Here is a 21,218-nt window from a genome sequence, read left to right on the forward strand (position 1 = left end):
TTGAGTGCTGGCCGCTTCGACGAACCAGCAGACGCGCCCGGCAACTCCTTCGAGCTGTCGGCAGCGCAACGCGGGATCTGGTTCGCCCAGCAGAGCCTGGGCCACGTCCCCATCAACATCGCCCTATATGTGGAGTTGGTCGGTGACGTGGATCTCGACACCCTCACCCGTGCGTCGCAGGCGGTCGGTCGCGAGATGGGGTCCGGGTACCTGACTCTGGTGGAGACGGACGGGCTGCCGCTCCAATACGTCGACGCAGCGATCGACGACTCGATCGAGTTGGTGGACTTCGCGGACGAGCGTGAGCCGGTGCAGGCCGCGCAGGCCTGGATGCGCGAGGAGTACCGAAAGCCGATCGACCTGCTCGCGGACCGTCTCACGGTCAGCACACTTCTGCGAATCGGAGTCGACCACTACTTCTGGTACCTCCGTACGCACCACATCGCCATGGACGGGTTCGGGGCGATGGCCACCGTCACCCGCATCGCAGAGGTGTACACGGCCCTGATCTCGGGCGTCGAGGTTCCGCCGGGCAAGGGGGCTGAGCTCTCGGAGGTGGTTGCCGAGGAACGCCGATATCGCGGCTCGGATCGGTTCTCGAAGGACCGCGACTATTGGGCGGAGCGAATCACCGATCTCCCTGCGCCGCTCTCGCTCACGCAACACAGGGCGGCGCCCGGTGAGTTCTCGCTGGTGGCGTCGGCGACCCTCGCCGACGACACGGCCGCACTCCTCGACGAGGCGGCCCGGGATGCGGCGGGAAGCACCGCACCTGCGGTGATAGCCGCGTTCGCCGCCTATGTGGCCCGTATGACCGACAGCGAAGACATCGTGTTGAGCCTGCCGGTCTCTGCTCGGAACACGGCGCGACTCCGTCGCGCCGGGGGGATGGTGTCGAACATCGTCCCACTGCGTTTGACGGTATCGCCGAAGACGACGATCAGCGATCTGATCAGGACCGTGCAAACCGAGCTGACCGGCGCGTTGCGTCGCCAGCTGTACCGGCACGAGGACATGCGGCGCGACATCGGCCAGGGCACCGGCCGAAGGGGCCTGTTCGGGCCATCGGTGAACCTCATGATGTTCAAGTCGCTCATCGACCTCGGCGACGTCGTCGGTCACCTGCACGTGCTGACGACGGGCCCTGTGGAAGACCTGTCGATGAACATCTATCCCGGCGTCCAGGGTGCCAACCTGCGCGTCGATTTCGAGGCCAACCCGCAGACCTACACCGATGGTGACCTGCAACGGCATCACCACCGGTTCACCGATTTCCTTGGCCAGATGCTGCGGGCCAACCCCGACGCCGTCGTCGGATCTCTGAATCTGGGTTCGCCGGCCGAGATCGCGGCGACGATGGAACAGTGGAACGCCACCGAGCATCCCGTTGCGGCCACCGACCTGGTACAGATGTGGTCGCAGCAAGTTGCATCGACCCCGGACGCGACCGCGTTCGTCGACGGCGATCGTAGGGTGACGTTCGCCGAGTTCGACGCCTTGACGAACCAGATGGCCCGCCATCTCATCGACGTCGGTGTCGGGCCGGATATCCGCGTCGGCGTCGCGATGAGACGGTCGCTCGAACTGATGGTCGCCCTGTACGCGGTGCTCAAGGCGGGCGGCGCGTACGTGCCGATCGATCCAGATCACCCGAGCGGTCGAATCGCCGACGTCATCGCGACCGCGATGCCGGTGTGTGTGCTGGCGCGAGCCGTGGATCACCCGGTGTTCGCCGAGATCGACATCGCTGTTCTGGACCCCGAGGCGGTCGATCTCGCGGATCGATCGGACGCCCCGATCAGGGCAGGGGAGCTCACGGCTGCACTGAACCCCGAGTCGCTGGCATACGTGTTGTTCACGTCGGGCTCGACCGGGAAACCCAAGGGTGTGGCGGTCCCGCATCGCGCTGTGGTCAATCAGTTGGCTTGGGTGGCAGGTCATTACGGGATCGGCCCGGATGACGTGGTCCTGCAGAAGACCCCGACGACATTCGATGTGTCGGTGTGGGAACTGTTCTCGCCGGTCGTCGGTGCGCGGATGGTGGTCGTCGAACCGGATGGGCATCTCGATCCCGAATACCTGGTTCGCCTGATCGAATCCGAGGCGGTGACGGCGACGTCCTTCGTGCCCGCCATGCTGCAGCTCTTCCTCGGAGAAGTGACGCCCGGAAGCATGGCCTCTCTTCGGCTGCTGCTGGTGGCGGGTGAGGCGTTCCCGGCGAAGCTCGCCGGCCAGGCGCTGCGCGCACTACCGCGAACTGCTGTCGAGAACCTGTATGGGCCAACCGAGTTCACGGTTCACGCTACGTACGCCTCCGTGGAGTCCGGCACGGCACAGACGATCCCGATCGGCCGTGCGGTGTGGAATTCCCGCGCCTGGGTCCTCGACCGGCAACTGCGTCCCTGCGTCGTGGGTGCCGTTGGTGAGTTGTATCTGTCCGGGGACCAGATCGCTCGTGGATACTTCGGGCGGCCGGACCTCACCGCGGAAAGGTTCGTGCCCAGCGTGTTCGGGCCGACCGGTGCCCTGATGTACCGAACCGGCGACCTCGTTCGCTGGTCGGCCGATGGTGCTCTGGAATATGTGGGCCGCAGCGATTTTCAGGTCAAGGTTCGAGGGCTGCGAATCGAGCTCGGAGAGATCGAGTCGGCGATCCTGGCCGACGAGTCCGTGCGTGAGACGGTGGTCGTCGTCCACCAGAGCCCACACGGTCAGCGTCTGGTCGCCTACGTGGTGGGTACGGACGATTCGGCCGTGCTCGACACCGCGAAGTTGATGAACACCGTGCGCGCCCGGGTTCCCGAGTACATGAACCCGGATGCCATCGTGTCGCTTCCGCAGATGCCCCTCGGACCCAGCGGTAAGGTCGACCGCAAACAGCTTCCTGAACCCGACTTCTCCGCGCAGGCCGTTGCCTTCAGGGCGCCGACGACCGATACCGAACGAGCGATCACCGCTCTGATCGGTGACCTTCTCGGACACCCCGAAGTCGGACTCGACGATTCTTTCTTCGGCCTCGGCGGCGACAGCATCATGTCGATCCAGCTCGTGTCGCGCGCGCGGGCAATGGGTCTGCACTTCTCCTCGCGAGAGGTGTTCGAATGCAAGACGATCGGCGAGCTCGCTGATGCGGCTCGAGACGAGAGCTCGGCGTCCGTGGTCGAGGAACTGGCCGGTGGCGGGGTCGGGGAAGTCCCCCTCACGCCGATCATGGCCTGGATGACCGCAGAGCCTGCCGCCGTCGGCCCGTACTCGCAATCAGTGGTCGTGATCGCGCCGGTGATCGACGATCTCGATGTCCTGCGTCGCACCGTGCAGGCGGTTGTCGATCGACACGACGTCCTGCGATCGACGCTGTCCGTGGACGAGTCGGGTTCTGTCCGACATCACGTTGCGCCGGTGGGTGATTCGCCGGATGTCGAGGTGACCGAATCCAGCATCGCCGCAACGCCCGGTACAGCGGCGTACGACGACGCGATGTCCGCGCTGGCCACCACCGCGACCGATTCCCTCGATCCGTACAGCGGGAAGATCATGTCGGTGACCGTGGTCGACTCGGCGGCCTCGGACGTCGGACGACGCCTTCTGATCGTGCTGCACCACATTGCGGTTGACGGTGTCTCGTGGCGAATCCTGTTGCCAGATCTCGCGACGGCATGGTCGCAACTCGTCACGGGCGAGTCTGTGGCGCTACCGGCGACCGGTACGTCCATGCGTCGCTGGTCCCATGGGCTGGCCGAACTGGCCGCAGATCCGGCACTGCAGGACGAGCTGGCACATTGGCGCACGGTCGTGAGCGCGATCGACAACTCGACACTGGAACTGGACCGTGACCGTGATGTGGTCGGCACGCTGCGGCACCGGGAACTGACACTGTCGGCCAACCTCACCGACACCCTCATGACGCGCGTACCGCAGGCGTTCCACGGCGGTGTCAACGACGGACTGTTGGCCGCTTTCACGCTCGCGGTGACACACTGGCTGCGGGGCCGGGGGCTGTCGGGCGACTCGGTGGTCGTGTCCCTCGAAGCACATGGTCGCGAGGAGGAACTGCTGCCGGGCGCGGACCTCTCGCGCACCGTCGGATGGTTCACCACGATGTACCCGGTTGTCCTGAGCACGACGGGGACCGACGTCGACGACGCGTTGGCCGGTGGGCCCGCTGCGGGTGACCTCATCAAATCCGTCAAAGAACAGTTGGCGTCGGTTCCGCGCCGCGGGGTGGGCTACGGGCTGCTCCGCTATCTCGACGAGCGCGGAATCGCCGAACTGTCGCGGTATCCGGAGCCGGCGATCACCTTCAACTATCTCGGGCGTCTCTCGGGTACGGACATCTCCGGGCCCTGGGTTCCTGACGGGCAGAGCGCATTGCGGGGGACTCGAGGTGCTTCGGTGCCAGTGCGGACGGCTCTCGACGTCAACGCCGTTGTCATCGAGACGCCGTCCGGTCCGGCGCTGTCGGCAGGTGTGGATTATCCGGCAGGCGTCATCGACGACGAACAGGTCGACCAACTCATCGACTTGTGGCAACGCGCGCTGGAATCGGTTGCGTTGCATGCGGCGTCGCCGGGTGCCGGTGGCCTGACGCCGTCGGATCTGGAGCTCGTGGATCTCGGACAGGCCCAGATTCTCGAGCTCGAAGATCGCTTCGACGACATCGCCGATGTCTGGCCGTTGACGCCACTGCAGAACGGGCTGCTGTTCCACGCGGAACTCGCCGCAGGAGATGTCGACGTCTACGCAGCGCAGATGGTCCTCGACCTCAGTGGAGTCGATCCTGACCGGATGAGGCGCAGCGCAGAGGCACTGATCGCACGACATCCCAATCTGCGCACAGCGTTCTTCACCGACTCCGAGGGCACCGCGGTGGCGGTCGTGAAGCCGCACGCCGCCGCGCCCTGGACCGATCATGACCTGTCCGACCTCGAGCCCGGTGACCGAGAAGTCAGGGTCGCCGAACTGACCCACGAGGAGCGCGTCAGTCCTTTCGCCATGGATCGCGCACCGCTGATGCGGTTCACCATGATCAGACGCAGCGACTCCTCGTTCCGGTTCGTCGTCACCAACCACCACATCCTGCTGGACGGGTGGTCCTTGCCGATCTTCATGAGCGATCTGCTCGCGATCTACCGCGAGGGGGGCGACGCGCAGGCCCTGGTGTCTCCACGTCCGTACCGGAATTATCTGGTGTGGCTGCACTCTCAATCGCAGCAGCAGCAACAGTCGATCGATGCCTGGGCCGAGGCGCTCGCCGGTGTCGATGAACCGACGCTGTTGTTCCCGTCGGCCGTCGCGCACGGCGAGGGGCAGGTACCGCTTCAGACCGAGGTGACCGTCGACCAGCACGTGATGGCCGGTCTCACCGACTATGTCCGCGAATCGGGCGTCACCCTGAACACCGTGCTGCAGGCTGCCTGGGCAATAGTGCTGTCACGGCTGACCGGTCGTGACGACGTGGTGTTCGGGACAACGGTATCCGGCCGCCCACCACAGGTTGCCGGTGTCGAATCCATGCTTGGGCTGTTCATCAACACCCTTCCGGTCCGGGTCCCGGTCGGGTCCGCAGGCGACGTCGGTGATCTGATCACCAGGATCGCCCGCCGGCAGACCGAGTTGCTCGACCATCACACGGTCGGCCTGGCAGACATCGTGGCGACCACCGAAGCCGACTCGTTGTTCGACACGATGATGGTCTACGAGTCCTACCCGCTCGATCGTGATGCGCTCAGTGCCGCTGCGGATATCGATGGCATGCGCGTGGAGAGCGCCGACGTGCTCGACGCCACTCACTACCCGTTCACGCTGATCGCGGTGACCGACCCGGGATTGCGGCTGTCCGCGAAATATCTGCCCGGCATGGTCGAGCGGAACGAAGTGGAGTCGATCCTGGACCGGGTTGTCCGGGTTCTCGGACTGATTGCGGCCGATCCGTCCGCGCGGGTGGATGACCTCGACGTTCTCACGCCGGCCGAGCGTATCGAGCTGCTCGAGCAGAGCGGCAACGGCGAGACGGCAACCGGAACCCTTCCGGAACTGCTCGCCGGCGCAGTGACGCGAGCCGGAGATCGTGACGCCGTGGTGTCTCCGGCCGGCTCGATCAGTTACCGTGCTCTCGACGAGCAATCGAACGCGCTTGCACGCCTGCTGATCTCACGTGGCATCGGTTCTGAGCACATCGTGGCGCTCGGAATGGGGCGCTCGATCGACTTCATGGTCGGTCTATGGGCTGTCGCCAAGACCGGAGCGGGTTATCTTCCGGTGGACATGCGGTATCCGGCCGAGCGCATCGAACACATGCTCCGCGACTCTGCTGCGGTGTTCGGACTCTCGACATCGCAGTGGCGCTCGGCTCGTCCGGACTCGATCGAATGGCTGGAGCTCGACGGCAGCGACGTGTCGGGCATGATCGCCGGGTACGCGACGGACCCGATCGCTGATGACCAGCGATTGCGGCCGATCCGTGTCGCCAACACGGCCTACATGATCTACACGTCCGGGACGACGGGGGTCCCCAAGGGTGTGACCGTGACCCACGGGGGGCTGCTGAACCTGCTGCGCGAGCAGTCCGATCGCTTCGTCCTCACAGAAACCTCGCGCACCCTGCATTTCGCGTCCCCGAGCTTCGACGCCTCGGTCCTGGAGGTCTTGCTGGCGCTGGCGAACGGCTCGACCATGGTCATCGCGCCGACAGAGGTGTACGGCGGCGACGAATTGCACGACTTCCTGGCGGAGTTCGGCGTCACGCACGGATTCATCACGCCGGCAGCGCTCGCGTCGGTCGACCCGACAGGTCTCGACGCATTCGAGTCGGTGGTCGTCGGTGGCGAGGCGTGCCCGCCCGAACTCGTCGACCGTTGGGCTCCGGGCCGCCGGATGTTCAACGGTTACGGTCCAACCGAGACAACGTGTTTCGCCGATATCGCCGGTCCCATGCAGCCCGGGGGTGCCATCACCATCGGCTCGCCGGTACGCGGTCTCACTTCGTTGATACTCGACCACCGGTTGCAGCCGGTGCCCGTCGAAGTGGACGGGGAGCTGTACCTCAGTGGTCCTGCGATGGCACGTGGATATCATGAACGCCCCGGCCTGACGGCGGACCGATTCATCGCCAACCCGTACGGCAAACCCGGTGCACGGATGTACCGCACCGGTGATGTCGTGCGCTGGGAACGCCACGGCGACCACCTCGAGGTCAAATACATCGGGCGCAGTGACTTCCAGGTGAAGGTCCGTGGTTTCCGGATCGAGCTCGGAGAAATCGACGCCGCGCTCGCCGCTCACCCCGACATCGAGTTCGCGTCCACCTCTGGGGCGACTCTGCCTTCCGGCGCCACCGCGCTGGTGGCTCACGTGCTGGCATCACAGCCGCTGGAGGCCAAGGCAGTTCGGGAGTTCGTCGGACGGCGCCTGCCGTCGCACATGGTCCCGGGAGCAATTGTCTTCCTCGACAAGATCCCGTTGACCCGTTCCGGCAAACTCGACCGATCGGCACTGCCGGACCCCGATCTCGAGTCGTTGATCGGTAGCGGAGCCGAACCCCGTACGCAGACCGAACGCGTTCTGGCCGAGATCTTGGCCGAGGTCCTGGGGCTGCCGTCGATGGGCGTCGACGACTCCTTCTTCGATCTCGGCGGCAACTCCCTGGTCGCGACCAAAGCCGTCGCCCGGATCTCGGCACTGGTCGGACGCCGGATCGCGGTCCGCGAGATCTTCGAGAACCCGACGGTCGAATCCCTGGCGGCCCGGCTCGACGACGATCACAGTGTCGGCGACGTACCGGAACTGGTGGCCGGCGCGGCCGGTGACCGTCCTCCACTATCGCTTGCGCAACAGGCGATGTGGCTGCTGAACAGGTTGGACCCGGCGTCACCTGCGTACAACATCGTGCTACCGCTGACGATGTCGGGGTCACTGGATGTCCAGGCCCTACGTGCCGCCGTCGCCGATGTGGTGGCGCGTCAACAGTCTCTGCGCACCGTGTTCCCCGACAGCGCCGACGGCCCTTACCAGCGCGTGCTTCCGGCTGCGGATGTTGCCATCGACCTCGACGTCGTCGACGTGACGGATGTCGAAGCGATGCGCAGTGTGGCTGCCCGGTTCGCTGCCGAGGGCTTCGATGTGACCGGCGGCCCTCAGGACGCCGCCACGCCACCGGTGCGGGGCACATTGCTGCGTTCGGGCGATGACCATCTGTTGCTGGTCGTCGTTCACCACATCGTTGCCGATGGAGCTTCGATGGCACCGCTCGCCCGCGACCTGGTCACGGCGTATCTCGCTCGAAGTAGCGGCCACGCACCGCAATTCAGCATGCTGCCGGTGCAGTACACAGACTTCGCGCAGTGGCAGCGTCAGGTCCTGGGTTCTCTGGAAGATCCGGATTCGGTTGCCGGTCGGCAACTCGATTTCTGGCGGCGCAACCTCGCCGGCGTTCCGGAGGTGCTCGAACTGCCGTTGGATCGGTCGCGTCCGGTCCGGCGTGACATGGTGGGCGACTTTGTGCCGCTCGAGATCCCTCGGGAGGTGGTCGCCAATCTCGAAGTGCTCGCTCGGCGACACCAGGCTTCCTTGTTCATGGTTGTTCATGCGATTGTGGCGACTCTCCTGGCAAGGCTCTCGAATTCGAGTGATATCACGGTGGGCACACCGGTAAGTGGGCGGGATCACGTCGATCTGGAAGCCCTGGTCGGAATGTTCGTCAACACTGTCGCTCTCCGCGTCGAGGTCGATCCCGCCGAATCGTTCGACGCACTACTCGATCGCATTCGAGCTGGCGACCTCGAAGCCTTCGCGAACGACGATCTGCCGTTCGAAAGCGTTGTAGGCGCACTGGTGCCGACGCGCCGCACTGCTTATTCGCCGCTCTTCCAGGTGATGCTGTCGTTCGAGAACAACGAGACGGCGCAGGTGAACTTGCCGGACCTGGTTGTGGGTGTCGCCGATGAGATGGCCGACGGTGCGAAGTTCGACCTGACGTTCACCCTCAATGAAACGATAGACGCGACAGGGGCACGCACTCTCGCCGGTCGCCTCACCTATGCCACGGACATCTTCGATCGTTCTACCGCTGAGACGATGGTCCTACGGCTCGGCGCGCTCGCCACCGCGGTTGGCACGAACTCGGCTGCGGTTGTGGGCGACATCAACATCCTGACGGACGCAGAGCGGGTCGAGGACAGCGCTTCTGTCGTGGAGTCGCGCCCTCGAGCAACCGGGACCAAGTACACAGCGAAAGACTTGGCCGCCCTACTCGCGGCTGCCGTTGATCTGGCACCTGATGCCACGGCCATTGATCATGACGGAACAAGAGTCACATACCGTGATTTCAGCGATCGGTTTTCGCAGCTATCCGGACCGTTGACGGAACGCGGGATGGATGCCGACGCCATCGCCTCGGTCGTGCTCACCGGTCTGGTTCCAACTATCATGGTGGCCCCCGAGGGGTTCGCGACGGCACTGGACAATGTCATCGCCGACGCGGCACGTCTAATCGGCGATCACGATCTAGACGGGTATCGCAGATCAGTAGGCGTGACCGCGGCGGTGGGTGGTGTAGGTTCGAAACCGGCAGAAACCGAGGAGCCCACCCCGCTAGCCGAATGGGACCTGCGCGTTCAAGAAGATCCAGATGCTCCGGCGCTACGCAGTCTAGGCGTAGCGCTGAGTCGTAGTCAGCTCGATCAGGCCGCAAATCGTCTTGCACGGGAATTGATCTCGTACGCAGTGGGCCCCGACGACGTGGTCGGTTTGCTGTTGCCACGGTCGGCGAACTGGGTGATAGGAATGCTCGCCGCGTGGAAGGCAGGCGCGGCGTACCTGCCGCTCGATCCGGCGGCCCCCTCCGACCGCACGATGATTGTCATCGAAGATTCTCAACCATCCGTCGTGATCTCGGACCAAGAGACGTCGAATGCCGACCTGCTCACCCGAATGGAAGCAGCGGGCGCGGTCGTTGTCCGAATCGGTGAAGCCGCGACCGATGAGCGGCTGTCTGCACGCGATGCGTCCCCGCTACCGAATAGGTGGATCGAAGCTGGTGCAGACCTTCGATTGGCCTATGTGATAACAACATCGGGGTCCACCGGGCGACCTAAGCCGACACTTGTGACTGCCGCTGGCGTTTTCAACGTGTGGAACTGGTATCGCAAGGCAATGCCGGTTGATCAGGGCGACTCGGTGTTGATAGTGAGCTCCCCTCGTTTCGATCTGACTCAAAAGAACGTATGGACGGCCCTCAGTTCTGGTGCAGTCGTGCGCCTCGTCCGGGAGGGGTTCGATCCGGCCGAGGTCCTCGGCGTCATCTCTGATGAGAGAGTCGCGCTCATCAACTTGGCGCCGAGCGCGCTCGAAGTCCTCGTCGAGCTCGACACGACCAGCGTACTTTCCACAGTCGGTGCGATCGTTGCAGGCGGAGAACATCTGCGTGCTGGTGCCTATCGATCGCTGCTCGGCGGCACCACCGCGCTGGTCAACAGCTACGGCCCGACCGAGGCCTCCGACGTCACCGCGGCCAAGTTCGTCGATGTCGGCAGCCAGCTGCCCAACGAGGCCGGGGAAGCCAGGGACATAGGCCCGATCTCTCTGGGACCTGCGATTGCCGGTGTCGTTCACCGAATTCTTGACCAGCGACTGAATCCTGTACCTGTCGGAGTGGTCGGCGAGCTATATGTCGGGGGAATTGCACCAGCGCGCGGGTACGGAAAGATGCCCGCCATGACGGCCGCGCGATTTGTCGCCGACCCGGCTGGTCGGCCTGGCCAGCGCATGTACCGAACGGGTGATCTCGTGCGTCGGCTGCCCCATGGCGACGGAATCTTCATAGGGCGCAGCGACTTCCAGGTCAAAGTCCGTGGCTTGCGAATCGAATTGGGCGAGATCGAATCAGCCTTGACGGCGATCGACGGCGTCCGCCAGGCGGTTGTTACGGCGCACGGTGACGCTTCCGATCGGCGGCTCGCCGCCTACGTCGCCGGTTCCGGCGAAATCGACCGGGGCGACATTCGGATGGAGCTTGGCCGGGCGTTGCCCGACTATATGGTTCCTGAAGCAGTTGTCGTACTTCCCGCACTGCCTTTGAACGCTAATGGGAAGATCGACCGAAAGGCGCTGCCAAAACCCGACTTCGGACAGGTCGATTCGGACGCTTTCGTCGCTCCGCGAACTCCGCTGGAGGAGATAATCGCGGGTTTGTTCGCCGACGCGGTCGGTACAGGACGTGTAAGTGCGACTGCTTCATTCTTCGATCATGGTGGCAACTCGTTGAGTGCGGCCCGGTTGGCGAGCAGGTTGTCCGACACCCTCGGAATTGTGGTTGGATTGCGCGACATCTTCGAGCAGCAGTCGCCCGCCGAGCTCGCGCGATTCGTTGAGGAACGCCGAAGTGAAGGTTCCACCGCTGGGGTCGGCGTCGCGCCAGCACGCTTTGTCAAACCAGAAGGACCGCTGCCGGAACACATACCGCTCTCGCTGGCACAGCAACGCCTGTGGTTCATCAACCGATACGACCCGTCTTCAGGCGCCTACAACATTCCGATGACGTTGTTGTTTACCGGAGAACTCGACGTCGAGGCACTCGGCGCAGCGTTGGTGGATCTGGTCGAGCGCCAACAGGTGATCCGCACTATCTACCCGGAGTCGACCGACGGACCAACCCAGGTGATCGTTCCTATTATGGAGGCGCTCCCTCCCTTGAGGCTCGACTCCATCCCGCAACAGCAAGTGTTCGAACGCTTGCAATCCTTCGCCCGTATCGGATTCGATGTCACTACGACTGTTCCGTTCCGTTCCGCGCTCTGGCGCATTGAGTCGGCGTCGGCAACTCCAGAAACGCCCGACGAACACCTTCTCGTGATCGTCATACATCACATCGCCTCCGACGGCCTGTCGATGGGTCCACTGGCCACTGATCTTCTGACTGCCTACGAGGCTCGGCGCGCGGGTCGAGAACCGGACTGGGCGCCGCTTGAAGTGCAGTACACCGATTTTGCGATTTGGCAGCAGAACAACTTCAGCGGAAGAGATGCACTGGTCGGCCCAGCGGCGACCCAGTTGGAGTTTTGGCGGCGCAATTTGGCAGGTCTGCCCGAGGTGATCGGGCTGCCGACTGATCGGCCACGGTCCAACGTCCGAAGCGGTGTGGGCGCAAGCCACATGTTCTTCGTGCCTGCTGGTCTGCACCAGAAGGTGATCTCGCTCGCCGGTGCCAACGGGTTGTCCGCGTTCATGGTCTTCCACGCTGCGCTTGCAGTTCTGCTCGCCCGGTCAGGCGCGGAGAACGATGTTGCGATCGGTACACCGATCGGGGGTCGAGGTGCTCCAGAGCTCGACGCCCTAGTCGGCATGTTCGTCAACACCCTTGTCTTGCGAACAGAAGTGGCGCCGGACGTCACCGTTGCCGAGTTCTTGGCCGATGTCCGGAACCGGGATCTGGACGCGTTCGTCAACAGCGACGTCCCGTTCGAGCAGATCGTCGATTCGCTCACGCTGCACCGTTCCACTGCACACACACCGCTGATCCAGGTGATCCTCGGACTGAACAACTCATCTCGGCCGATCCTCGATGTGGACGGGCTCTCCGTCACGCCCGGAGCAGTCGATACGGAGTTCAGCAAGTTCGACCTCGCGTTCGAGTTCACCGAGCAGTGGGATGTCGACGGGAAACCCGCGGGGCTGGCAGGATTCCTCGGCTATGCCACGGACATCTTTGACGAGGCAACGGCGCGGGCGCTTGCTGATCGGTTGCTGCGAGTTCTCGAGGGCATGGTCGACGACAGCGATACGACCCTCGGCGACATCTCGCTACTCGATGAGCAGAGCATGGCGGACCTAGTGCCTGTGCGCGGTGTCGAACCAGTGGCACCAGCCTCGCTCATCGAGTTGCTGGACGCTGCAGTCGATCTCAACCCGGACGGCGTCGCTCTCGTCTGCGGTCCTGTGAGCATGACCTACCGCGAATTGAACGACCGGTCGAACCGCCTCGCGCGTGACCTGATCGCTCGCGGCCTGGGGCCCGAGGATGTGGTGGCGCTCGGGATCACTCGTAGCGTCGAATCGGTCCTCGCAATCTGGTCGGTCGCCCGCTCCGGTGCGGCCTTCGTCCCGGTCGACCCGAACTACCCGGCCGATCGCGTGGCACACATGCTGTCCGACTCGGGAGCAACGATCGGCATGACGCGGCGTGTCGATGCGGTCCGCTTGCCCGACACCATCGAGTGGCTCGACATCGACGATCCCGCTCTCCATAGCCGATCCGGTGAACAGATCGATCCGGTCGAGCTTCGGGGCCCGGTGCGCATGTCGAACTGCGCCTACATCATCTACACCTCGGGTACCACAGGGAAGCCGAAGGGCGTCGAGGTCACACACGGTGGACTGGCGGCGTTCAGTGCCGAACAACACCGGCGCTACCGCACCGACAACACTTCGCGGACGCTGCATTTCGCCTCGCCCAGCTTTGACGCGTCGATCCTGGAACTACTGTTGGCCACTGGCGCCGGCGCAACAATGATCATCGTCCCGGCCGGTATCTACGGTGGCGGGGAGTTGCACGACCTGCTGGCAGAGAACGCCGTCACGCATGCTTTCGTCACCCCGTCGGCATTGGCATCGGTTGATCCGCAGCAACTCCCGCACTTTGCGGATGTGGTTGCCGGGGGTGAGGCGGTGCCGTCGGACCTCGTGGAACGATGGGCGCCGGGTCGTCGTCTCTATAACGGTTACGGCCCCACCGAGACCACGATCATGACGAACATCAGCGATCCGCTGGTGCCCGGGGAACCGGTGACAATCGGCGGTCCGGTCGCGGGCGTCAGCGCGCTCGTGCTCGACAACCGTTTGCGTGCAGTGCCGACCGGTGTTCCAGGCGAGCTCTATATCACCGGCCTCGGCGTGTCGCGGGCCTACCGGGGCCGGCCGGATCTGACCTCACACCGATTCGTGGCGAATCCTTATGTGGCCGACGAGCGGATGTACCGAACCGGCGACGTGGTCCGGTGGGTGAAGGTCGACAAGCCAGGTGGCGGTTCTGCGTTCGAGATCGCCTATATGGGCAGGTCTGATCAGCAGGTGAAGGTTCGCGGTTTCCGTATCGAACTCGGAGAAATTGATTCGGTACTCGCCGGACATCCGGCAGTCGACTTCGCGATCACGATCGGAGTCGATGGCCCGTCCGGTGACACCGCTCTTGCTGCCTATGTGAAGCCGCGGTCGGGAAGCACCATCGATTCCGGCGATCTCACCGATTATGCGTCCGGCTTCCTACCAAAGTTCATGGTGCCGTCTTCGATCGTCGTCCTCGACGAGGTGCCGCTCACCCCTGTCGGGAAGCTGGACAAACGCGCTCTACCAGCGCCCGATTTCCAGGGAAGTTCCACGGAACACCGGGAACCATCAACCCCGATGGAGCACGCGATCGCGGCGGCATTCGCCGACGTCCTCGGTGTAGGTGTGATCGGTGCCGACGATTCCTTCTTCGACCTCGGGGGCAATTCGCTCGCCGCCACCCGTGCCATTGCCCGGATCAACGAGGTCCTCGGTGTGCGTTTGGGAGTTCGAATCCTGTTCGAGGCACCTGTGGTGGCGGATCTCGCAGAAGCGATCGCCGCGTCGCCGGACCTGGACGGAATGCCCATCCGCCCATTGACCCCGCAGCCACGACCGGATCGGATCCCGCTGTCGCTGGCGCAACAGCGGATGTGGTTCGTCAACCGGCTGAACCCTGAAGCTGCCGACTACAACATCCCGCTTGGCTTGCGCTTGCGCGGCGTCTTGGACGTCGCAGCGCTGCGAGCAGCATTGATCGATGTCATTGCGCGCCAGGAGATTCTGAGAACGGTGTACCCGGATTCGGTCCAGGGGCCCTACCAGAAGATTCTGCCGATCGAGGAAGCTGTTCCCCAGTTACCCACTCGTACGGTCGATTCCGAAGAAGTGCTGCTCGGCCTCTGCGTGGAACTGGCGACCGAAGGATTCGATGTCACAGCGGCCCCGCCGTTGCGGGCAATGTTGATGGAGGTCGCGCCCGAAGATCACGTGCTGCTTCTCGTCATCCACCACATCGCTGCCGATGGTTCTTCGCTGGTTCCGCTCGCGACGGATCTGATGACGTCGTACACCGCGCGAGCGGCCGGTGCCGAGCCGGTTTATCGACCGCTCACCGTGCAGTACGCCGATTATGCGATTTGGCAGCGCGCCGTCATGGGTTCAGAAGATGACCCGGATTCGCTCGCTGCGCGCCAGATTGCCTTCTGGCGTGACCATCTTGCTGGAATGCCCGATCTGCTGGACATCCCGACCGATCGGCCACGAACGGACAAGCGGTCGGTGGCCGGCGGCGAAGTCACCTTCACGATCGGCGAGGAACTCCAGACGCGGCTCAACGCCGTTGCGAGAGACAACGAGACCACCATCTTTATGGTGATCCACGCCGTGTACTCAGTTCTGCTCGCACGTCTGAGCGGTTCGGCGGACGTCGCAGTCGGGACACCGATCGCGGGACGCAATGCCTCCGCTGTCGACGGTCTGGTCGGCATGTTCGTCAACACCCTCGTGCTGCGGTCGACCGTGGAGTTGTCAGATTCCTTCACCGCCATACTCGCAGCAACCAAGGCCTCCGACTTGGCTGCGTTCAACAATGCCGAACTCCCCTTCGAGCAGGTTGTAGAGGCCCTCGCCCCAGTACGCACGCGTAAGTACGCGCCGCTGGTCCAGGCGATGCTCACCATGCAGAACATCGATGTCCCGACCGTGACGCTGCCTGGACTCGAGGTCAGTGGTCTCGAATCGCCGATCCGTTACGTCAAATCCGATTTAGGGCTGACGGTCTCGGAATCGTTCGGTGCCGACGGCCGCGGACGAGGCATCGACGCTGTACTGGACTACGCCGTCGACATCTTCGACGAAGCGACGGTCAAGGCAATGAGTGAACGCCTCCTGGCGATCTTGGAGGCGGTAGCCGGCAACCCGGATGTGACGATCGGCGACATCGACATACTCACCGCTGCGGAACGTCAGTCAACAGGACTGTCGACCACAGGGCAGGAGGCTGCTGGATTTGGGTCGGCTTTGCAAGACCTCCAGGGTAAGTCGCTCTCGGAACTGCTCGAGACCGCGGCGCGAATCAATCCGGAAGGAATCGCGCTCTCACACAATGGCATCGACGTTACATACGGTGCGCTGCACGCGAAGTCGACCGAGCTGGTCGTGACGCTGGCCGCAGTTGGCGTCGGGCCCGAGGCCGCAGTGACGGTTGCGTTGTCCACCCTGCTGCCAGGTCTGCTCGAAGGAGAATCCGCGGAAGGATTCGCCGAGCAGTTCTCCGGTATGCTCGCGTCTGTCATCGCCGAATCGGGTGATGCACCAGATGTGGAAGGCCTCACGCTCGCCACCCTCTTCGGCGACGCAGTCAAGGCGAACTCCCACGCCACCGCCTTGCTTTTCGAAGGCGAGACCATGACTTACCGCGAGTTTGCGGAACAGGTCTCGACGCTGGCGAGGTATCTGATCGCGGCAGGGGTCGGACCCGACACCCATGTGGCACTCGCCATGAACCGCTCGTTCCAACTGCTCGTCGGCATGTATGCGGTCATCGAAGCCGGCGGCGCGTATGTTCCGATAGACCTGGGCAATCCGGCGGAGAGAATCGCCTACGTCCTGGACAGCAGCCGGCCGGCGATGGTGCTGACGACTTCGGTCGACGGTTTCGAAGTGCCGGTTGAGACGCTCGCTGCTCCTGAGGTCCTGGTCGTCGATCAGTTGGACCTGGCCGGCTTCCCGATTGAACCGGTTGTCGATGCCGAACGTATCCAACCGCTGCGCGGTACAAATACGGCCTACGTCATCTATACCTCGGGCTCGACCGGACGCCCGAAGGGTGTCGCGGTCAGCCATGAGTCGATCGTCAACCGGCTGCTGTGGATGCAGTCGGAGTACCCGATCGGCCCGGGCGACGTTGTGATGCAAAAGACTCCTGCGACGTTCGATGTCTCGGTGTGGGAGTTCTTCTGGCCTTTGCAGGTCGGGGCCGGCCTCGCGATCGCGATTCCGGACGGACACCGCGACCCTGCATATCTGAGCCGCCTGATCGTCGATGCCGGTGTGACCACACTGCACTTTGTACCGTCGATGCTGTCGGCATTCGTCTCCTCTGCGGTTGCGACGGACCTGGTCGGACTTCGACGTGTATTCGCCAGCGGTGAGGCGTTGCCGCCGGGAACGGCAGCCCACCTGGCCCGACTCACAGACGCCGAACTACACAACCTCTACGGACCAACGGAAGCCGCCGTCGACGTCACTTACCACCAATACACTCCGGATGACGTCAATCTCGTTCCGATCGGTCGCCCGGTCGCCAATACCGGGGTGCACGTTTTCGACGCACGTTTGCGACCGGTGCCACCGAATGTGGCGGGCGAGCTCTACCTCACCGGCGTCCAATTGGCCCGCGGCTATGTGGGCCGTCCCGATCTGAGTGCGGACCGGTTTGTCGCCGACCCAACGGCGCGAGGCGGGCGGATGTACCGCACCGGTGACCTGGTCCGATATCGAGCCGACGGCGAACTCGAGTACATCGGGCGTACCGACTTCCAGGTAAAGCTTCGAGGCCTGCGGATCGAACTGCCTGAAATCGAAACAGCGCTTACAGACAATGATTCGGTCGCGGAGGCGGTCGTCGTCGTCGTCGACGCGGCGGGGGACCAGCACATCGTCGCCTACGTGGTCGCTGCCGGCGGTCACGAGGTGGACGTCGCTGCTCTGTCCGCGGGTCTGCGTGATCGATTGCCCGCGTACATGGAGCCGAGCGCGATCATGGTGCTTGAGCACCTGCCGTTGACGCCGAATGGAAAGCTGGATCGAAGGGCATTGCCTGCTCCCGAGTTCAGCGACCGGGCAGCTGAGTTCGTACCGCCGCGGACGGCAGCTGAGCAAGCGGTGGCGCAGGCCTTTTCCGACGTGGCCAAACGCGCTGAGGTCGGCGCCAATGATTCGTTCTTCGATATCGGTGGTACGTCGCTCGGTGCGACTCGCGTTGCGGCACGTGTGGCCGCCGCGCTGGGCACGGACATCAGCGTGCGTGACATCTTCGACCATCCGACCGTTGCAGAGCTCGCCGAACTGACCGCCAAGCGGTCTGGCGGCAGGCCGGCACGCCAGGCACTCGTCCCGGCGGATCGTCCCGAGCGGATCCCGCTGTCTCTCGCACAGTCCCGGATGTGGTTCATCAACCAGTTCGACACCAGTTCCCCGGCATACAACCTGCCACTGCCGCTACGGTTGTCCGGTGAGCTCGACGTCGCAGCTCTGCGCGTCGCGATCGCTGACGTCGCTCATCGTCACGAGTCACTGCGGACCACCTTCCCGGACTCCGCGGACGGGCCATATCAACTCATTCAACCGGCCGAAGAATCAGTTGCAGGGATCTATCAGGAAATCGAGGTCCGAAACGATTCCGGCGCGATCGAGGACGAACTGCGCCGTCACGCCCTGACCGGCTTCGACGTCACTGCCGAACTGCCACTACGAATCATCCTCATTCGCGTGAGCGACACCGAGCACATCCTGATGATGGTCGTCCATCACATCTCTGCCGACGGCGCCTCTCTGGCGCCGCTGTTCAGTGACCTACTGCTCGCCTACGAGGCGAGGAGAAACGGTGCACCGCCAGAGTTCACCCCGCTGGCAGTCCAGTATGCCGATTACGCGATCTGGCAGCGCCAGGTTCTGGGCGACGAAAAAGATCCGGGCTCGCTCGCAGCAGAGCAGGTTGGCTTCTGGCGCGAGGCACTGGCGGTACTGCCGGAATCGATAGAACTGCCCACCGACCGGCAGCGCCCGGCCCTGCAATCGCTACGTGGCGCAAGCCTGCCGTTCAAGGTTCCCGCAGCCGTGCGCGAAGCGTTGCAACAGGTCGCCCGTACCCACGATGTCAGCATGTTCATGCTGATGCATGCCGCATTGGGCGTACTACTCGAAAGGCTCAGCGGTGTCAGCGATATCGCGATCGGTACACCGATCGCGGGGCGCGGCGAGCAGGATCTCGATCCGTTGGTCGGCATGTTCGTCAACACCGTCGTACTTCGCGTGCAGGTCGATCCCAAGGAAACATTCGCTGATCTGCTCTTCGATGTCCGGACTACCGACATTGATGCAATGGCGCATGGAGACATCCCCTTCGAGCGGTTGGTGGAAGTGCTGGACGTCCACCGCTCGACAGCTCATCACCCGCTCTTTCAGGTCGCTCTGTCGTTCGACAACAACGAGATGCCTGAACTGAACCTCCCGGGTCTCCGGGTATCGCCTGCACACGCCGACTTCGACGTGGCGAAGTTCGACCTTCAGTTGTCGATCGGTGACAACGACGCGCCGGGATCGGACATCGAAGCGCTGTTTACCTACGCGACGGATCTGTTCGACGAATCGTCTATCTCCTCGTTCGCGGATCGCTTCATCCGTATTCTCACTGCGGTCGCAGACGATCCAAACGTGATAGTCAGCGACATCAACGTTCTCGATGAGTCTGAGGTCACCGATCTGGTATCGATCTCGGGTGGTGCAGGGGTCGATGCAGAGTCGCTACCCGCGATCCTGGCACGCGGCGTTTCCGTCAATCCGGCCGGCATCGCGGTGTCGTACTCAGGTCAGACGCTGACGTATACCCAGCTCGATCAGCTGACGAACCGCATCGCGCGAAGGCTCATTGCACTCGGTGCGGGCCCGGAAACAGTGGTGGCGTTGGGGATTCGGAGATCGATGGATTCGATCATCGGGACGTGGTCTATCGCTAAGACCGGTGCGGCCTACTTGCCGATCAATCTGGATTATCCGCGGGAACGAATCGTTGAGATGATCGAGGACTCGGGGTCGCGCTTCGGACTCAGTGCGGACGGCGACAGAAGCCATCTGCCCGCAGGCATGGACTGGTACGAAATCGATGAACTCGACACAGAGTCAGAGGATGAGCGATCCGACGCGGTGACCGACGCCGACCGGATCCGGCCGATTCGTTTGGATAACCCCGCCTATTTGATCTACACATCCGGCTCGACGGGTAAGCCGAAGGCCGTTGTAGTTTCCCATCGCGGCCTGGCGAATCTGGCGCGGGACGTGCGAGAGCACTATGACGTCGACCCGCAGTCGCGGTTCCTGCACGTTGCATCACCGAGTTTCGACACCTCGGTCGGAGAACTGTTGGCGGCGTTCAGCGCCGGCGCTGCGCTCGTCGTGTCGCCGCAGGACGTCTTTGGCGGTACGGAGTTGTCCGAGTTGATTGCCGCAGAACAGGTCACCAACGTCGTGATGACTCCGACTGCGTTGATGACCGTCAATTCTGCGGGCCTTGAGTCCGTGCGGTCGGTCGTCGTCGGCGGCGACATCTGTCCTCCGGAGCTCACAGAACGCTGGTCAGGTCTGCTACGAAACGCCTACGGTCCGACTGAGTCGACCGTCATCGTCACCATCACCCCGCCGCTGTCCTCCGGCGATCGCGTCACCATCGGATCCCCGCTCCGCGGTGTCACGACCCGAGTTCTCGACTCGAGGATGAGAGTCGTGCCCCGTGGCGTCGTCGGTGAGCTGTACCTGGCGGGTCCAGGTGTGGCTCGTGGCTACCACAACCGTCCGCAGATCACGGCGCAGCGATTTGTGCCCGACCCTTATGGGGCGCCAGGAACCCGGCTTTATCGCACCGGTGACCTCGTCCGATATAGCGCGGATCCCTCGGTGGCCCGAAACTCGCTGGAGTACGTCGGACGTAGTGACTTCCAGGTCAAGGTGCGTGGCTTCCGGGTAGAGCTGGGTGAGGTCGATCGCTTGCTCGACGCTCAGCCAGACCTCGATTTCGCGGTAACAGTGGGTACAACGGGGCCGGGTGGCGACACCGCCCTGGTGTCGTACGTACTACCCAAGGACGGCCGGACCGTAGACCCTGAGGCACTCAAACGTGCCGTGGGCGAACATCTTCCGCAGCACATGGTGCCTTCCGTGGTCATGATCCTGAGCTCGATCCCACTCACGCCGATCGGTAAACTGGATCGGCGTGCACTGCCGGAGCCGACGTTCAACCTCGGCGACCGGGTGTACCGCGCTCCGCGCAATGTCATCGAGACGACGCTCGCCGATGTGTTCTCCGAGGTCCTCGGTATCGATGAGGTCAGCATCGACGAGAGCTTTTTCGACCTCGGGGGCAACTCGCTCAGCGCCACGAAGGTGGTCGGCAGGGCCGGCGC

Annotated in this window: 1 protein-coding gene (running past one end of the window); it reads left to right on the top strand. The window is 63.6% G+C overall.

The genetic code is table 11. From position 1 onward, the window contains the following. Positions 1-21,218, top strand: the 5' portion of a protein-coding gene (locus DFR67_RS24580; protein ID WP_245938139.1) for a non-ribosomal peptide synthase/polyketide synthase. Its footprint extends 12,694 nt past the window's final position; 21,218 of the gene's 33,912 nt are visible here — the first part of the coding sequence; its start codon is at positions 1-3; its stop codon lies off the right edge, out of view.

It is taken from the genome of Williamsia limnetica, from assembly GCF_003217475.1.
In the GTDB taxonomy this organism is placed as follows: Bacteria; Actinomycetota; Actinomycetes; order Mycobacteriales; family Mycobacteriaceae; genus Williamsia; species Williamsia limnetica.